The organism is Gemella haemolysans, assembly GCF_012273215.1.
In the GTDB taxonomy this organism is placed as follows: domain Bacteria; phylum Bacillota; class Bacilli; order Staphylococcales; family Gemellaceae; genus Gemella; species Gemella haemolysans_A.
The window spans coordinates 933,405-950,358 of sequence record NZ_CP050965.1; the positions used below are offsets into that span (position 1 = coordinate 933,405).

18 protein-coding genes are annotated in these 16,954 nt (G+C 28.7%); 4 read left to right on the forward strand and 14 right to left on the reverse strand.

Annotated features, from left to right (window positions below):
• Positions 1-3: 3 nt before the first annotated feature.
• The 6 genes from FOC48_RS04435 to FOC48_RS04460 form a co-directional block, all read right to left on the reverse strand.
• Positions 4-285, reverse strand: a complete 282-nt coding sequence (locus tag FOC48_RS04435; RefSeq protein WP_003145871.1) for a YggT family protein — start codon at positions 283-285, stop codon at positions 4-6.
• A 2-nt stretch (positions 286-287) separates the two neighbouring features.
• Positions 288-704 (reverse strand): cell division protein SepF, encoded by a 417-nt coding sequence (locus FOC48_RS04440; protein WP_254263198.1) that lies wholly within the window; start codon positions 702-704, stop codon positions 288-290.
• Between the two features lie 268 nt (positions 705-972).
• On the reverse strand, positions 973-2,121 hold the full coding sequence (locus tag FOC48_RS04445) for an AI-2E family transporter (RefSeq protein ID WP_003145869.1): 1,149 nt from the start codon (positions 2,119-2,121) through the stop codon (positions 973-975).
• Positions 2,122-2,141: 20 nt separating this feature from the next.
• The gene (locus FOC48_RS04450) at positions 2,142-2,348 is read right to left on the reverse strand and encodes a DUF1146 family protein (RefSeq protein ID WP_003145868.1); all 207 of its coding nucleotides are present in this window, start codon (positions 2,346-2,348) and stop codon (positions 2,142-2,144) included.
• 24 nt (positions 2,349-2,372) lie between these two features.
• Complete coding sequence (gene corA / locus FOC48_RS04455) at positions 2,373-3,326, reverse strand: magnesium/cobalt transporter CorA (RefSeq protein ID WP_003145867.1); 954 nt, start codon at positions 3,324-3,326, stop codon at positions 2,373-2,375.
• Between the two features lie 68 nt (positions 3,327-3,394).
• Positions 3,395-4,150, reverse strand: coding sequence for a TrmH family RNA methyltransferase (locus FOC48_RS04460; protein ID WP_003145866.1), 756 nt, complete (start codon positions 4,148-4,150; stop codon positions 3,395-3,397).
• A gap of 121 nt (positions 4,151-4,271) precedes the next feature.
• Between FOC48_RS04460 and FOC48_RS04465 the strand changes: the two genes are divergently transcribed.
• Positions 4,272-4,658, forward strand: a complete 387-nt coding sequence (locus FOC48_RS04465) for a rhodanese-like domain-containing protein (RefSeq protein WP_003145865.1) — start codon at positions 4,272-4,274, stop codon at positions 4,656-4,658.
• A gap of 163 nt (positions 4,659-4,821) precedes the next feature.
• Complete coding sequence (locus tag FOC48_RS04470; RefSeq protein ID WP_003145864.1) at positions 4,822-5,082, forward strand: TM2 domain-containing protein; 261 nt, start codon at positions 4,822-4,824, stop codon at positions 5,080-5,082.
• 104 nt (positions 5,083-5,186) lie between these two features.
• Here FOC48_RS04470 and FOC48_RS04475 read toward each other — a convergent pair whose 3' ends face one another.
• The 4 genes from FOC48_RS04475 to dnaG form a co-directional block, all read right to left on the reverse strand.
• The gene (locus FOC48_RS04475) at positions 5,187-6,611 is read right to left on the reverse strand and encodes a peptide MFS transporter (RefSeq protein WP_003145863.1); all 1,425 of its coding nucleotides are present in this window, start codon (positions 6,609-6,611) and stop codon (positions 5,187-5,189) included.
• Positions 6,612-7,028: 417 nt separating this feature from the next.
• Entirely contained in the window at positions 7,029-8,369 is a 1,341-nt protein-coding gene (locus FOC48_RS04480) for an ISL3 family transposase (RefSeq protein WP_003148113.1), read from the reverse strand.
• Positions 8,370-8,568: 199 nt separating this feature from the next.
• Complete coding sequence (gene rpoD / locus FOC48_RS04485) at positions 8,569-9,654, reverse strand: RNA polymerase sigma factor RpoD (RefSeq protein WP_003145858.1); 1,086 nt, start codon at positions 9,652-9,654, stop codon at positions 8,569-8,571.
• A gap of 12 nt (positions 9,655-9,666) precedes the next feature.
• Complete coding sequence (dnaG, locus tag FOC48_RS04490) at positions 9,667-11,457, reverse strand: DNA primase (protein ID WP_003145856.1); 1,791 nt, start codon at positions 11,455-11,457, stop codon at positions 9,667-9,669.
• Positions 11,458-11,885: 428 nt separating this feature from the next.
• Between dnaG and trkA the strand changes: the two genes are divergently transcribed.
• Complete coding sequence (trkA, locus tag FOC48_RS04495; protein ID WP_254263199.1) at positions 11,886-13,265, forward strand: Trk system potassium transporter TrkA; 1,380 nt, start codon at positions 11,886-11,888, stop codon at positions 13,263-13,265.
• A 3-nt stretch (positions 13,266-13,268) separates the two neighbouring features.
• Positions 13,269-14,762: a TrkH family potassium uptake protein gene (locus tag FOC48_RS04500; RefSeq protein WP_003145853.1), complete on the forward strand. Its 1,494-nt coding sequence runs from the start codon at positions 13,269-13,271 to the stop codon at positions 14,760-14,762.
• Between the two features lie 21 nt (positions 14,763-14,783).
• Here FOC48_RS04500 and FOC48_RS04505 read toward each other — a convergent pair whose 3' ends face one another.
• From FOC48_RS04505 to FOC48_RS04520, 4 genes are read right to left on the reverse strand one after another with little or no spacing between them, the layout of a single operon-like run.
• Positions 14,784-15,110 (reverse strand): hypothetical protein, encoded by a 327-nt coding sequence (locus tag FOC48_RS04505; protein WP_003145851.1) that lies wholly within the window; start codon positions 15,108-15,110, stop codon positions 14,784-14,786.
• Complete coding sequence (gene rsmI / locus FOC48_RS04510) at positions 15,094-15,924, reverse strand: 16S rRNA (cytidine(1402)-2'-O)-methyltransferase (protein ID WP_003145850.1); 831 nt, start codon at positions 15,922-15,924, stop codon at positions 15,094-15,096. The genes FOC48_RS04505 and rsmI overlap by 17 nt, the downstream gene beginning before the upstream one ends.
• The gene (locus tag FOC48_RS04515) at positions 15,925-16,236 is read right to left on the reverse strand and encodes a GIY-YIG nuclease family protein (protein WP_035466757.1); all 312 of its coding nucleotides are present in this window, start codon (positions 16,234-16,236) and stop codon (positions 15,925-15,927) included. It lies immediately after the preceding gene.
• Positions 16,220-16,954, reverse strand: coding sequence for a tRNA1(Val) (adenine(37)-N6)-methyltransferase (locus FOC48_RS04520; protein ID WP_003145848.1), 735 nt, complete (start codon positions 16,952-16,954; stop codon positions 16,220-16,222). The genes FOC48_RS04515 and FOC48_RS04520 overlap by 17 nt, the downstream gene beginning before the upstream one ends.

Sequence of the window (16,954 nt, forward strand, 5' to 3'; positions counted from 1 at the left end):
ATACTATACTGTTTTAAACAACAATGCTATTATAAGGTTTTGTATTACACTTAATACAATAAGCGCTACGACAGGTGAAATATCCAACATTCCAATAGGTGGTATGAACTTTCTAAAAAGTTTTAAATACGGTTCACAAATAGATTCTAGAAATTCTACTATAAAATTATTTTTGATTTGCGGTACCCATGATGTTAAAATATACGCTAGCATACTGTATTCATAAAAATTAAATAAATAAATTATGAATTTATACACCCAAAAATATTCTGTTATATTTAGCAAAATTAATACTCTCCTTCGTAAAAGTCTCCTGACACTTCAACTCCATTAGGAACACATAGGTAAATATCTTCACCTATAGTTTTTAATCTTGCTCCAAGAGCATAAATTCCACCTGAAATAAAGTCTAACAATCTATCTGAAGTTTCAACATCTAATTTACTTAGATTAATAATTACTACTTTATTACGTTTAATATCGTCAACTATATCTTTACTATCAGCAAAAACTAATGGTTCTGTTAAGATTACATTATTTGTTCTTCCTGATGGTTGACTTTGTAAATTTTGTTTACTTTGCACTGGATTCTCCTTTTTTACAACTCTTGGTTTCGGTTGTTCTTGTCTTACTTCTTCTCTTTCTACTACTTCATCTTCAAAATCATCTTCATTAACGAATAAATTATTAAATTTTTTCATCATACTCATATTCTTAAACCTCAACTTACTAATATTTAACTACAATATTATAGCATATTTCTAGCAATAATGAAAATGATTTACTAATATCTACCCTTTTTTTATATATTTAAAATTATATTAATATTTCAAAATACATTTCTAAAATTAATTTATACCATCATAATTATTAATTAACTTATTAAATTACATCCAGCCCAAACACCCATTTCTTAAGTTCAAAAACAAAAATGAACCTTAGAGTTATAAACTCTAAAGCTCATTTTATCAATTATCCATAAAATTTATCGTATCTATCTTTTAGAGAAATTAAAAGTTTAGAAATTAAAACTTTTAAAATTGAATAAACAGGTATTCCTAGGATGGCCCCAACCACACCCGAAATATTCACCCCTATCAAGATTACAAAAATAACCGTTAAAGGATGCATATTCATGCTTCGTCCCATTATGTTAGGAGAAATTATATTTCCTTCTAAAAACTGTACAACTCCCCAAACTACCAACATTTTAACTACCATAACCCAACTTGTTGATGCCGCAACTAACATGGCAGGTGTAATAGCGATAACAGGTCCTAAATAAGGAACTATACTTAAAAATGCAGCAATAGTAGCTAGTGAAAATGCGTAGTGTAACCCTATTACATTATACCCTATAAATAACATTACTCCTATGCATAATGACACTAACATTTGTCCTTGAATATAAGATCCAACTTTTTCATCAATTTCATCAATTGTTTCTGCAACTGGTTTTTCTAATTTTTTAGGTAATAGACTTATTACAAACTTATTGAATTTAGATGCATCTTTTAATAAGAAAAATAGAACAAATGGCATAGTTACCAACACCGAAGCAGTTGAAGAAATAGATGAAACTATCCCCTGAGCAACCGATGTTACAATCGTAATCAATCTTGCACTAATTTTTGAAGCATTTAAGTTCGTATTAACATACTCTACAACTACTTGGACATAAGCATTATCAGAATATTCTTCTAAATATCCTTTTACGATTTCAATATATCTAGGCATTGCGGTAATCAAGTTTTGTGTTTGTTCAACAATTATAGGTACTACTCCAATAATAACAATTAGTATCGTAATTATACCAACTAAAATCGCAAGTAGACTCGCAGAAAATCTTGAAATTTTCTTAGAAAAGAAATTCACAAGTGGATTTAACATGTAATAAAACACATATGCTACAATTATCGGAGTAATTATACTAGAAATTATAGTATTAATTGGAGTAAATATATATGAAATTTCTGTATATAAATAAATAGCGATTCCTAATAAAATAACTATTAATAGTATATATATTATGAATTTACCTCCAATAAACGCTAACAACTTATCTTCTCGAGATTTTTCTAATCTTGATTCTTTATTATTTTTTTCTAATTCTTTATCCATACAATTTCCTTTCTACTGAATTACTTAACTATAGTTAAAGATAATTCATAAATTGTAATAATAGTCATATAAGCAATATACCCTAATGCAAGAGCAACTAGACTTACAAAAACTTTAATTTCCCTAGTACTGTTTTTTTTGAAAAATTTTCCAAAATCAATTCTTAACATAGAGAAATTCGCTAATAATATCATAAAAAACAAAACTGATAATTTGAAAATACTCATAAGTAATCCTCTATACATAATATGTTATTTAAACATATCAAGCCAACCTTTTTTCTTAAATACCCAAAGCATTCCAAATGCTATACCAAACATTATAGCAACCACTAAAAAGTATCCATATTGCCATTCTAGCTCAGGCATGTTTTTAAAATTCATACCGTACAACCCTACTATGAAGGTTAAAGGAAGGAAAATCGTAGATATAACCGTTAGGGTCATCATAATATTGTTTGATTTCAATGAGTTATAAGTCATGAAGTTTTCACGGATATCACTAGCTAACTCACGATTTGCTTCTATAATCTCCGTTTGTTGAACAAGGTCATCATATATATCGTGGAAATATTTTCTGTCATTATCAGTCATTTCGACACGACGAGAAACTAAAAATCTATGTAGTACTTCTCGCATAGGTCTTAATCCACGACGAAGTTTTAATAAGTCTCCTCTTAATTCAAAAACCTCATCCATAATCTTACTTCCAGATTTATAAAAATCAGATTCTTCAATTTCATCCAAACGATTCTCGATTTTCGAGATAATCGGAATATATCCTTCAACTATTTCTGAAACCAGCATATGCATTACATGTAATGGCGAATATTCTGCGCCACGTTGAAGAATTTTTGGTACTATTTTATTAACATAACGTATATGTGAGAGGTGGAACGTTACGATATAATTTTTCCCAACGAACATGTTAAGTGTTTCATAATCATCATCTATATTTTTTAAAACATGAGACACTAAGAATATTTGTTGTCTTGAAATTTCAATTTTTGGTCTTTGTAAAAGTGTTAAACAGTCTTCTATTAAAAGTTCGTGAAACTTAAAGAATGTTGTTAATAGATTAATTTCACTACGTGTTGGCGTATCAAAATCAACCCAAAACCACGCTATATCTTGATCTTTTAGTCTTTCTAAACTAATATCAGTAAGAATGTTTCCTTTTTTATCTACTGCCATAGTTTTTAACATTAGATTTCACCTCTCTCGTTATCTTCACAATTACAATAATACCACACTTATAAAAAATAGTAAATTTATTATTTTAAATTAGTAGAAATATAATGCATCACAATTCCAGCAGCAATAGAAACATTCAAACTTTCTGCTTTACCTGGCATCGATATTTTAAGCAAGTTATTTACTTTATCTAAAATTTCTTCACTTACTCCAGAACCCTCATTTCCGAATATAACAGCAACATTTCCTACAATATTATCTAACTGTTCTATATATTTATCTGCTTTTAAACTTGTTGCGAAAATACTAAAATCTTTCATATGTTCCAGTAAATCTACTAAATCCACATTATCAAAACAATCTATATGGAAGTTACTACCTTGTGTACTTCTAATAACTTTTTGTCCATATAAGCTAGTTGTACCCTTACCTAAAATAATACAATCAAAAGCAAATGCATCAGCAGTTCTAATAATTGTACCTAGATTTCCAGGATCTTGAACCCTATCTAGAATAAGAACTTTCTTATATTTTTTAATATCTAGTTTCTTTTCTTCTATATTACATACCGCTATAATTCCTTGTGTAGTTATAGTATCAGATAAATGTCTCATTACACTATCGGCAACTTTAGTAATTTCTCCTTGAAAAGCTTCAATTAATTTATACTCATCAAAGCTCTCAGAAATAAAAATTTCTTCAACTACATTCGCTTGCATAGCTTCTTCTACTAAATGTTTTCCTTCTATCAAATATTTTCCATATTTTTTTATATTTTTATTCTCTTTTAATTTTTGTATATCTTTAATTTTCTTATTACTAACTGATGTTATCATTTTTTCTCCAATAAATTTATTTTGTACTTTTAGCTTTCATAATAATTATAAACAATATTGAAGAAATATTCAAATTATGATATAATTCACTTACAGATATTATAATAAAAAGGAGTTCATTATGTCATCATTCTTACTATCAACAATAGTTATAGTGGTCGTTTTAGGTGCAGTTGGACTTTTTAATTACTTCAGATTAAAAGGTGCTGTAACAAAACTTCCTTATGAAGAATTCAGAAAAAATCTAAGAAAAGTTCAATTAATTGATGTTAGAGAAAAAGAAGATTTCAAATACGCTCACATTAACGGTGCTCGTAACATGCCATCTTCTCAATTTAATTTCCTTTATACATCTTTAAGAAAAGACCAACCTATTTATCTTTGTGATAAAAACGGAACATTAGCTCCTCGTGCTGCCCTAACTCTTAAAAAGCACGGATATACAAATGTATATATGCTAAAAAACGGTCTACAAGATTGGAAAGAAAACCTAAAAACTAAAAAATAATTTTTAAGTACTTAATTTAATCTTAATAAAGATTGTTAAGTACTTTTTTTATTTTTAAGAAATTTTAGTAAACCCTATAAAATAATGTACTGATAATTATTTATTGAACACTACTATAATTTATGGTATTATATGCTTAATCAATCCAAATGGAGGTCAATTTATGACTAAATATTACTATGATCCTAATATGAACCGTGGATACATCCCAGGAAGATATGTTAATAAAGTTGTATATCTTCTAATTATATTTTTCTTAGGACATTTTGGAATTCAATATTTTTATGTTGGTAAAAATTTTAAAGGAATACTATGCCTATTATTTTGTTGGACATTCATCCCATCGATAATAGCTGTTTTTTCTTTTATAATTACACTGTTTAGACCAACTAATGAACACGGTGATATTTTTATCCATTATTAATTAGATAATAAATTCAATCGCTACGTAAATACTAAAAAAACAAAACTCAAGGCTATCACATCCGTAATAACCTTGAGTTTTTATTACCATCTCCAAATTTCTTATTAAGCTACTTCAGCTTCTTTTTCTTCAGCATCAGCGATAGCTTTTGCTTCTTCTTCTAATTTATCAATATGCATATATTTATTTAAGTATCCTTTAAGAAGAACTAATATTACACCTAGAACAATAACTACTCCTCCAATATAAGTAAATACTTGAGTATAGTTTAATTGAACTGTTAATTTAGCTAAGTATCCAGAAATAATATTTGCTAATGAGAATGTTAGATACCAGATACCCATTGCTAATGATGCATATTTTGCTGGAGCAAGTTTATTGAACATTGCCATTCCGATTGGAGATAAGAATAGTTCCCCAACTGTTAATAATACATATGTTAAAAGAACATACATGATGTTAATTTTCATTCCACTTTCTATATCACCATTGATTGTATTTAGACCTAATACCATTACGACGAAAGCTAATCCTGAAATAATCATTCCTAGCCCCATTTTTGTACCAGTATCTAAATCTCCACGTTTAGTTTTACTCAATTTGATCCAAAATGCTCCAAATACTGGTGCTAATACTGCACATAACAGACCATTAAATGATACTAACCATGGTGTTGGTACTGTCCAACCAAAAATATTTCTATCTACAGCTTTTTGAGTTAAAATTGCAAATGAAGTTTGAGTTTGGAACCAAGCTGCCCAGAATAAAGTTGAGAATACAAACATTACTGCCATAGCTTTCATTCTATCCATATCAATTTTTGTTAATGGATGGTTAACTGATTTTTTAGCAGTTTTACTTGCTGTTGGATATTTACCTTTATCTTTTAACCAAGTAGGTGCAAAGAATGCGAATACTGCAAATTGTAAGAATGCTAGAGCAGCAGCAGCTAAGAATCCAACACGATATCCATAAGAAACAATTTTTCCGTCATTAGCAACATTTGCAAACCAGCTATCTGTAATTAATCCAAATACTATTGGTCCAAATAAACTACCAATGTTAATCGCCATATAGAAGACACTATATGCTGCATCTTTCATTGTAACTTGGTCACGCTCATAAAGAGCACCAACTATAGCACTGATATTCCCTTTACCAATACCCGCTGCAACTAATAAAAGAATTAAACTTGAAATTACTGTCCATAATTCACTAGTTGAAAAGTATAATGCAATATAACCTATACAACTAAACAATGTCCCTAAGATGATAGATTTTTGAAGACCTAGATATTTATCGGCTAACCAACCACCAATAAGAGCCATCATATATCCTGCAGCGGCATAGTAACCGTATAAAGTTACCGCAAATCCTTTTTCAAGACCTAATCCACCTTCCGAAGTCCCTGTTGTGAAGAACAGAATCATGAACCCGATGATACCATAAGCATAAAAGTTTTGTATAACAGTTGTTAAATTTACTAAATGAAGACCTTTGGGATGTTTCATTTTTTCTTTTTTTTCCATAACATTTTCCTCCTTAATTTATCCTCGTTATGTATTTACAATTACATTATATACTAAGCTTTTATAAAAATCAATTTATTTCTGAAATGTTGCGTTAGCGCCAATTTTACACCATAAATATATTTTCCTATTTTTAAAATTTTATGTACTATAACAGCAAAATTATACATGATTATTTTACTTTTATTCTTTTATTATTTTATAATACGTAAAGTTGATTTCAAATGATAAATTATATCGATTACATTAAAAAAATGTTAAAAAAATTTATATACAATAATATCTTAGTTTCAACAAATATATATTTTAAAATAGATATTTTTCATAAATAAAAAGACAGTCTTTAGACTGCCTTTTTACTGTTATAATAAGGCTCTTTGTCAAATTCGGGGCATGGAGAAAAATAGGAAATGAAATCTAGGCAGCATTTTGCTGCTTAGATTTTTTCTTGTTTTCTTTAAGTTTGACATTATTTTTATACTCAGAAACAAATAATCTAGACATAATTAAAATGCGTAATCTGAAATTACTAAAGCTAGAATATCCATAAGATACTCTCTTTAGTAGTTTTATTTTATTATTAAATCCTTCTAATGGACCATTAGAATACTTATATTTAACAGCATTAAGCATATACTCTTTGTGCTTTTTCATAGTATTTATAGCTTTAGATACACCTTTAGATAATCCTCTAGTATCCATATCTATATACTTCTCTAATTCTACAGAATCTTTAGCCTTAATAGCTTCTCTTATCTCATGCACTCTCTCATAGCTAGGTGTAAATTCATCATCTATAGCTAATATATAATCTAATACTTCTTTTCTAGTTACATAGCGTTTAAAGCTTCTAGAATAGAATGTTTTTGTTGAATTTACTTTATCTCTATCTTCTAATATTACTTTCCAGAAGTTCTTTAAAATAGTGTAAGTAGAACTTTTTTTATTCTTATATTGGTTCATTAGTTTTATTCTAGCTTTATTTAATTCTCTATTAATATTTTGTACCATATGGAATCTATCTATAATTATTTTAGCGTTAGGAAACATCTCTCTAATCATATTCATATAAGGAGGGTAAATATCTATACAGATTGTTTTTACTTTCTTTCTTACTTTCCTTGGATATCTCATAAAGTACTGTTTTAATATATGTTGAGTTCTTCCATCTACAATATCTATAAAATCATGTGTTTTAGCATCTAAGAATACGAAGCTCATTCCATTTTTACTGTCTTTAGTTGACTTTATCTCATCAAAACATAGGTGTTCTGGTAGGTTTGAATGAGTCTTAATTTCTACGGCTTCTCTACATGATTTCATTACTCTTACTACTGTAGATACTGATACATTACTTAATTCAGCTATATCTTTAAATGATATTGTCTTAGAAAGATTCTTCATAATGTGAAATATAAGATTTTTAGATATACTGCAGTGTTTTTGTACAAATAATGTTTCAGCACAAAACTTAGAATTACATTCTTTACATTTAAAGCGTTGTTTCTTTAATCGTAGATATGTAGGGCATTCTGATATCTTTAATAAAGCTACTTTTAATGGATCTGTGAATCCATTTTTAACTATATTATTTCCTTCTTTTATACAACCACAGTTTGTACAACACTTTGGATTGTATGATAAAGTCCCATGAAATACGAATGTATCTTGACCGTCTACATTAATTAAATCAAGTTTATCATCCATAGTTATATTTTGGTCTTTTATTAATAGTAAATTTGTGATAAAATTAGACATGACAAATATCCTTTCTTAGTTAATTATTTTTCTACACTTTAATTATATTGGGTATTTGTCTTTTTGTATATAAAAATTGAAATCCGGGGCTGGAATTTTTCCATGCCCCGGATTTAGTATACAACCTATAATAATTTCTTTAAATACTATCCATTGCCATTATTATAAGTTTAATCAATTTAAGCAATTCAATTAAATATTACTCCATAAACCCTTTTAGTTTGTTAAGCTTAGATGGGTGTTTTAATTTTCTAATAGCTTTCGCTTCAATTTGACGGATACGTTCACGTGTTACTCCAAACGCACTACCAACCTCTTCAAGTGTGTGAGTCTTACCATCTTTTAGACCGAAACGTAGTTTTAATACATTTTCTTCACGATCAGTAAGAGTTTCTAAAATCTCTTCTAGTTGTTCTTTTAATAATTCGTTAGCCGCATGCTCTACTGGAGATTGTGCATCTTTATCCTCGATAAAATCTCCTAAATGTGAATCATCTTCTTCACCAATCGGTGTTTCTAATGATACAGGTTCTTGAGCTATTTTTAGTATCTCACGTACTTTTTCTGGAGTCATATTCATTTTTTTAGCGATTTCTTCTGGTTTAGGTTCACGCCCTAAATCTTGAAGTAATTGTCTTTGAATACGAATCAGACGGTTAATTGTTTCAACCATGTGAACAGGGATACGAATTGTTCTAGCTTGGTCGGCAATAGCACGAGTAATCGCTTGACGAATCCACCATGTTGCATATGTTGAGAATTTGAATCCTTTTGAGTAATCAAATTTTTCAACAGCTTTAATTAATCCCATGTTTCCTTCTTGGATTAAGTCTAGGAATAACATTCCACGTCCTACATAACGTTTTGCAATACTTACTACAAGACGTAAGTTAGCTTCAGCTAAATCTTTTTTAGCTTGTTCTTTTTCCGCTTCTGTTCCTGTTTCAATAATTTTTGAAAGTTCTAATTCTTTTTCTTTTGATAATAAAGGAACTTTACCAATTTCTTTTAGGTACATTCTTACAGGGTCATTTGTTCTGATTCCAGCTGGAACTGATAAATCTTCTAAATCTAGTTCCTCTTCCTCTTCTTCTACATGATTTGCATTAATTAAAATAATATCTTCACTATTTAACTCTTCATAAAAATCATCCATCGCTTCTGAAGAAATGTCTAATTTTGACAATGCATCTACAATCTCTTCTTGAGTTAATTCACCCTGTTTTTTACCTTTTTCTAACAATTCTTTTTTTATTGTTTCAAAATCTTTTGCTTTCTTAGCCATGTTCTTCTCCTTCTATTTCTTATACTTTTTCAACTGTGACAGCAATTCTTTTTGAGTTTCCACATCCATTTCTTGAATCGCAACCCTGAGTCTGTCTTTTATCTCTTCTAATGTAATTTGATTATCTGAAAAATACTTGATATAGTCGCTTACAACTTCTACAGTTGGATTTTCTTCTATTAGAAAATCTGTTTCATCAATATAAGTTGCAAGTCTGACAACCTCATCATCTTCAATACTATGAATGAATTTATGAATATGAAACTCAAGATTATTATTATAGTAAATAACCAAGAAATCCATAAGATTCACAAATACTTCTTGTGGGAAATTACATTTCTCTATATCATTATATTTTTCAATAAACAATGCCCTATCAACAAAAAAGTATTTAAATAACTTGCACAACTTTTTGTCATAATTCGTTACTCTAAACAACTGTGCTGGATTAGATGGTGCTACCCATTCAACAGCCGCTTGTTTTCTTTTCACATTCACTTGACCTAATTCTCTAAGAAGAACTTGTCGCTCGATTCCGAACTCCTCTGCCAAATTAGTAAGCAATATGTATCTTAATGATTCATCTTCCATATAAGCAATATTTTTAAGTAATTCGTTTTTATACTGAATTCTTAGTTCAATATTAGTCTTAGAATCATTTTTACAATATTCAATTTTATAATTAATAAAGTGTTCTTTATTATTTTTTATATAGTTTACAGCATCAAAATCTTTATTTTTAGAATTTTTATCTGATAAAAACTCATCTAAATCTTTAGCTCCAGAAAATTTTAATTTATAGACATTATCTGTTGTCTGGATAATCCTATTCCCAATTTCTATCTGTGCTTTTGAACCAGCGTCATCATTGTCTAAACTTAATGTGACCTTCTTCACAAGTGATAAAATCTCTTTTAATTTATTATTGTCTATATTTGTCCCCATCAAAGCAACAGCATTCTTTATACCATTTTGATGAGCTTTAATAACATCCATATAACCTTCACATAATATTACTTCATTCTCTTTAGCTATAAAAGCTCTCGCATCCGAGAAGTTATATAAGACTGTTCTTTTTTCAAAAATTTTCGTTTCATGCGTATTGTAGTATTTCGCAACACTTTTATCCGTAGACATAGTTCTACCCGAAAATGCTACAACTTGATTTTGATTATTTTTTATAGGAAACATTACTCTGTCTTTAAAAACATCGTAATAATTGCCACTTTCATTTTTTCCTAATAGCCCAGCTTCAACCATTAAATCTAAGCTAATTTGATTAGAATTAAAAAAGTTTAAAGCTATATTATTATCTCGGGGAGCATAACCTATATTGAAGTGTTTAATAACATCTATGCTAAGTCCCCTATTCAATAAGTAATTAAGCGCCTCTTCAGCCTCTTTTGTATTTAGTAAAATATAGTTATAATAATCTGCTAAAAGCATGTGCCCATAATACATTATGTCCAGCTCATTATTTAAATCGTAATTAGCTTCTAAATTCACTTTTGACTCTATATTCAGTCCTAACCTTGCCCCAAGCTTTACGATCGCCTGATTATACGTAATATTTTCAATTATCGAAACAAATTGGAAAATATTTCCACCTTTACCGCATCCAAAACAATGGGCTATTTTTTTCTCTGGAGAAACAGTAAACGATGGTGTTTTCTCATTATGAAACGGACATAAACCTAAATAATTTTGTCCTCTTTTTTCTAATTTGACATATTCACTAACTAGACTAACTATATCAATATTATCAAAAATATAGTCAATGTCTTGTTTAGATATTTTTGCCACCTTACTCCTCCTCTTCCTCAATTTACCATTAAGAATAAATGAATAGATTATTTCCCAACACTAATTATAACATAAACAAAGGGATTTTGATAGACTTTGTTAGAATATTTATATTATCACACTAAGTTAATTTTACCTCTCAAAATTAATATTATATTATTTCTACAATCATACATTTAGATTTTATTATGATAAATTTTATTAGAATATTACTGTTATCAATTCCATAGTATAAAGATTAACAATTTTAAACTCACTTAAAATGATATTTTTAAAAGATTATAATTATACATTTTGATAAGATACAATTTAAATCAAACTTTTCCTTAAACCCACCTAGTATATCAAATCAGTCATTAGTGAAATCATATGGTATAGAAAATTCTTTTAATTTAGGTTATAATATGAATATCATTTAAAAAAGGAGTATGAAAGTGAAAGTAATTATAGTCGGTGGTGGTAAAGTCGGAGAGCTTCTTTGTGCCGATTTTTCTAACACGTTTGATGAAGTCACAATTATAGATACAAATGAACGTCGTGTTGAAAAACTTGTTGAAACATATGATATAAATGGATTAATCGGTAACGGAGCAAATTCAGACATATTATTAGAAGCAGATGCAGCTAATTCTGACATGTTTATTTCAGTAACTACTAGTGATGAAATAAACATGATATCTTGTATTGCAGCTAAACAAATAGGAGCAAAATATACGATAGCAAGAATTCGTAACCCTGAATATTCTAAAACAAAAGAATTTATTAAACAGTCTCTAGGAATAGATCTTATGGTTAACCCTGAGTACGAAGCAGCTAAGCAAATTTTCTATATGCTTAAGTATCCTACCGCAACAAAAGTAGAAAGTTTTTCAAACAATAAATTTAATATTCTAGAAGTATTAATAAATGAAAATAGTTTACTAAAGGGGGTTTCACTTATTGATAGTAGAAAATACATTGATTTCCCTTCCCTAGTATGTTTAGTTGAAAGAAAGGGAGAAGTATTCGTTCCACGTGGGAATTATATATTTGAAGTTGGAGATAAAGTTCATATAACTGCTTCAAATAAAAATCTAAAGAAATTCTATAAACTATTAGGAAATAAAGAAAATTTAGAAAAGAAAATAACTTCATCTTTAATAATAGGTGGAGGAAAAGTAGCCTACTATCTTGTAGAATTTTTACAAAAAGCTTCTTTCTACACTAAAGTAATAGAAATTGATAAAGAAAAAGCAATTTCTTTGAGTGAGACATATCCTGAAATTGATGTTATTTGGGCTGACGGAAGCGATCGTGATACTTTAATAGAAGAAGGTATCCAGACTTTCGATAGTTGTATATCTTTAACTGGTTTAGATGAAGAAAATATTATAATTAATATATACGCACATAAACTTGGTATTAAGAAAACTGTAGCAAAAGTTAATCGTGCATCTCTAAAACAGATAGCTGAGGATATCGGTCAATATTCATATATTACTCCTAAAGAAATCGTGGGAAATATAATAAAAAAACATACAAAATCTTTACAATGTAGTCGTACTACAGATATAGAGAATTTCTATAGAATAGCGAATAATAAAGCTGAGGTAATTGAGTTCAAAATCTCAAGCGAAAATTCAAAAGTTATCGGTATAAAATTAAAAGATCTTGATATTAATGATAATACTCTTATCGCATTTATAATTCGTAATAATAAACAAATCTTCCCAAATGGTGATGACGAAATTAAAGTGAATGATAATGTCGTAGTAGTTAGTTATCAACAAAAAATTGAACATATCGATGATATTCTTGCTAGGAGGTAATCTATGAATTTTAAAATGATTTTTAATGTTCTAGGTAAAATGCTAATTCTTTTAGCCGCTTTACTAATACTTCCTACAATTATTTCATTAATATATAAAGAACCTACTTATGTGACTAACTCATTTTTAATTACTATAATGATATGTTTTACAGTATCATTATTACTACATTTTTTAACAAAAGATGTTACCGAACGTGATTTCTACAAAAGAGAAGGTTATGTAATAGTTACCCTTACTTGGGTTATCTTTTCAATTCTTGGGGCACTTCCCTTCTATATTTCAGGGGAGATACCTCATTATATAGATAGTTTCTTCGAAACAGTAAGTGGCTTTACAACTACTGGTTCAACTATTTTAGAAGATATTGAGACTTTAAACAAGAGTTTACTATTTTGGAGAAGTTTCACCCACTTTATAGGTGGTATGGGGGTTATTGTATTTGCTCTAGCAATTTTACCAAGATCTCCTCATACTATTCATATAGCAAAAGCCGAGGTACCTGGTCCTTATTTCGGGAAAGTTGTATCTTCTATGAAACAAACAGCAATTTATCTATATGGAATATATATAGCACTTACAGTACTTTTGTTTATATTCTTAATGTTTGGCGGCGTTGGATTTTTTGATAGTATAAACCTAGCTTTCTCTACTGCTGGAACCGGTGGCTTCTCAGTAAGAAATGCAGGAATCGCATATTATAACAGTACTTATGTTACAGTAGTAATCGCTATCTTTATGCTTATTTTCTCAATGAATTTAAGTTTATTATACTTTATTATTTTTAAAAGATACTTCAAAGTTCTAAAAAGTGAAGAACTTAGATGGTTCTTTGGAATGATTGGTATACTTTCTGTAATCATGTTTCTAGATATTTATCGTTCATATGATACGCCAAACCATAGTTTATTAGATGTATTTTTCACAGTTTCATCTGTTGTTTCCACTACAGGTTTTACATATAATGACTTTAACATTTGGCCAGTATTTTCAAAAATGATAATCTTAATACTGATGATCGTTGGAGGTTGTACAGGAGGAACTGCTGGTGGAATAAAAATTCCACGACTTATTTTCTTCGTAAAAAATGCCAAACTAAGTATAAGTAAAGCTTTAAACCCTAGAAAAATAGCGATGGTTAAAATAGATGGAAAAGTAATAAAAGACACTACTCCACTTTCTAACTATTTACTATTATTCGGATTTGTATATGTGATAATATTATTCTTAATAACATTCCAAATCAACGACTTTGAAGATGCAATTTCTTTAACAGTTACATCAATCAGTAACGCTGGCCCAGCATTCAATCACTATGGTCCAATGAGTAACTTCTCACAAATACCATATTTTACTAAAATTATATTATCTATCTCAATGCTATTAGGTCGTTTAGAATTGATGCCATTAATAGTATTCTTCTCTGCTAATACATGGAAAAAACGTAGAAAAAAAGCTAGAGAAAGTCAAAGAATAATAAATAGTTATAATGAGTAATACAAAACAAAAAGACGAGTTCTACTTATAGATCTCGTCTTTTATCATTGAAACTATCTCTTGAATTTCTTCATTAATTCGTTCATCAAGTTCCTCTTTTGTAATTAATTCATCATTATGAGCTTCAGTATATCCTAGAATCACACCTAGAGAATTCTTTACATTATGCAACATAATTTTTTTCTTCTGTTCATTTTTATCTAAATCTGAACTTCTTCTATATATTAGATATATATTTAAGAATACAAATACTGTTAAAGGTAGGAAAAATATTTTTATGTGAATTGCGGCAATTAAAAATATTATTACCAATACATTTACTATTATGAAATTAATCATATTTTTCATGATATAAACTATAAACCTCTTTTTTATTTATGCCGTATTCTTTAGCAGTATTTTTAATAGCTTCTGATTTTTTTTCACCATTTTGTACTTTTTCATAAATTATTTCTACAATATCATCAAGATTAAATTCATTTTTTTCTTCATCTTTTGAAGGAGAAATAATAACAACAAACTCCCCTTTTTCCTTAATCTCTTCACCCAACATATCTAATATTATACTAGCTTCAAATGTTTCAATTTGTTCAAACATCTTTGTAAGTTCTCTCGCTACTGCAATTTTTCTTGTTGGGGATATTTTTACGATTTCTTCCACTAAGTTTTTCACCCTATGTGGACTCTCATACAAAATACCAGTTGTTTTTGAGCTTAAAATAATTTCTAACTTTTGTTTAAGTTCTTTAGTTTTTCGTGGTAAGAATCCATAAAAAGTATAATTATATGATTCTATTCCACTTGCCACTAATGCAGTAAGTCCAGCATTAGCACCAGGTAAAGCAACAACATCAAGTCCTGCTCCCTTCACCTTTTCCACCAGTACATACCCTGGATCTGAAATACATGGCATCCCAGCATCTGTTACCAACGCTATTTCTAATCCCTCTTCTAAGTATTCTATTATTTTATCACTCATCTTATCTTCATTATGTTCATGGTAACTAAGTAGTTTTTTACCTTTTATTTCATAATGATTCAATAATTTTTGTGTATTTCTTGTATCTTCACAAGCTATAATATCCGCTTCTTTTAGCACCCTTAATGCTCTTAAAGTAATATCTTCCAAATTACCTATTGGCGTTCCTACTAAATATAACATTTATTTTTCCTCTATTTTTTTATTTAAATCTTTTACTTCTTGCCTTTTACTTGCATCTAAATTTAATAAAATATATTCTTCTTTTTTAGTACGTGTTAATTTCTTAAATAAACTTTCAGCTCTCGTCGCTTCACTTTTAGTTTCAAATTCTTCAAAGTACAAAAGTTTTACCGGCACTCTAACCCTAGTGTATTTCGCACCTTTTTTTGCATTATGAGTTTTTATTCGTCTAACAATATCAGTCGTATATCCAGTATACCAAGTTTTATCACTACACTCAACTACATACATAAAACTACTCATAAATACCATACACTTTCTTCATTTCATCTGTATAACTTCCATCTTCATTATAAATATAAAATGGTTGTTCTACTTTGATATCACTAACTTTCGAGATACTTCCTTCAATTAATACTATTTTACTAGTATCACTTGTTTCTTTGCTATAAACAAATCTAATTCTTTTAATAGCTAAGCCATTTTTTTCACATTCAGAAATAATATCACTTATCCTGTATGTTCGATGTACCATAGCAAACTTACCATTTTGTTTAACCAAATATCTTATTGCTTTTACAATATCACTTAAATTACATAAAAGTTCATGACGTGAAATATTATGATTTAACTTTTCACGTTGATTCGGCATATTCTCCACTGGAAAGTACGGTGGATTACAAATTACATAATCAAACGATGATGGCTTATAGTATTCTTTCACATTTTTTACATCACCATTTCTTACTTCTATATTCGTAATTCCATTAAGTTCTATGCTTTTTTTAGTAAGTTCAACTAAGTCTTCTTGAATTTCTAACATTTCAACTTTAGCATCTGATTTTTCTCTTAGAATAATCGAAATCCCACCATTACCACTACAAAGTTCAATTATACTTTTTTTGAAACTTCTCGGTACATTAGCAAAATAAGGAAGTAAAAAAGAATCTGTTGACATACTATAATGATCAACCTTCTGCAAAATTTTAAAATTTTTTGAAACTAAATCTACTCTCAAATTCTCTTCCAT

Bases quoted from the DNA above. Each gene is read 5' to 3' on its own strand.
- FOC48_RS04440 (WP_254263198.1), bottom strand. From the start codon at position 704: ATGATGAAAAAATTTAATAATTTATTCGTTAATGAAGATGATTTTGAA.
- FOC48_RS04445 (WP_003145869.1), bottom strand. From the start codon at position 2,121: ATGGATAAAGAATTAGAAAAAAATAATAAAGAATCAAGATTAGAAAAA.
- FOC48_RS04450 (WP_003145868.1), bottom strand. From the start codon at position 2,348: ATGAGTATTTTCAAATTATCAGTTTTGTTTTTTATGATATTATTAGCG.
- corA (WP_003145867.1), bottom strand. From the start codon at position 3,326: ATGTTAAAAACTATGGCAGTAGATAAAAAAGGAAACATTCTTACTGAT.
- FOC48_RS04460 (WP_003145866.1), bottom strand. From the start codon at position 4,150: ATGATAACATCAGTTAGTAATAAGAAAATTAAAGATATACAAAAATTA.
- FOC48_RS04465 (WP_003145865.1), top strand. From the start codon at position 4,272: ATGTCATCATTCTTACTATCAACAATAGTTATAGTGGTCGTTTTAGGT.
- FOC48_RS04470 (WP_003145864.1), top strand. From the start codon at position 4,822: ATGACTAAATATTACTATGATCCTAATATGAACCGTGGATACATCCCA.
- FOC48_RS04475 (WP_003145863.1), bottom strand. From the start codon at position 6,611: ATGGAAAAAAAAGAAAAAATGAAACATCCCAAAGGTCTTCATTTAGTA.
- FOC48_RS04480 (WP_003148113.1), bottom strand. From the start codon at position 8,369: ATGTCTAATTTTATCACAAATTTACTATTAATAAAAGACCAAAATATA.
- rpoD (WP_003145858.1), bottom strand. From the start codon at position 9,654: ATGGCTAAGAAAGCAAAAGATTTTGAAACAATAAAAAAAGAATTGTTA.
- trkA (WP_254263199.1), top strand. From the start codon at position 11,886: ATGAAAGTGAAAGTAATTATAGTCGGTGGTGGTAAAGTCGGAGAGCTT.
- FOC48_RS04500 (WP_003145853.1), top strand. From the start codon at position 13,269: ATGAATTTTAAAATGATTTTTAATGTTCTAGGTAAAATGCTAATTCTT.
- FOC48_RS04505 (WP_003145851.1), bottom strand. From the start codon at position 15,110: ATGAAAAATATGATTAATTTCATAATAGTAAATGTATTGGTAATAATA.
- rsmI (WP_003145850.1), bottom strand. From the start codon at position 15,924: ATGTTATATTTAGTAGGAACGCCAATAGGTAATTTGGAAGATATTACT.
- FOC48_RS04515 (WP_035466757.1), bottom strand. From the start codon at position 16,236: ATGGTATTTATGAGTAGTTTTATGTATGTAGTTGAGTGTAGTGATAAA.
- FOC48_RS04520 (WP_003145848.1), bottom strand. From the start codon at position 16,954: ATGGAAGAGAATTTGAGAGTAGATTTAGTTTCAAAAAATTTTAAAATT.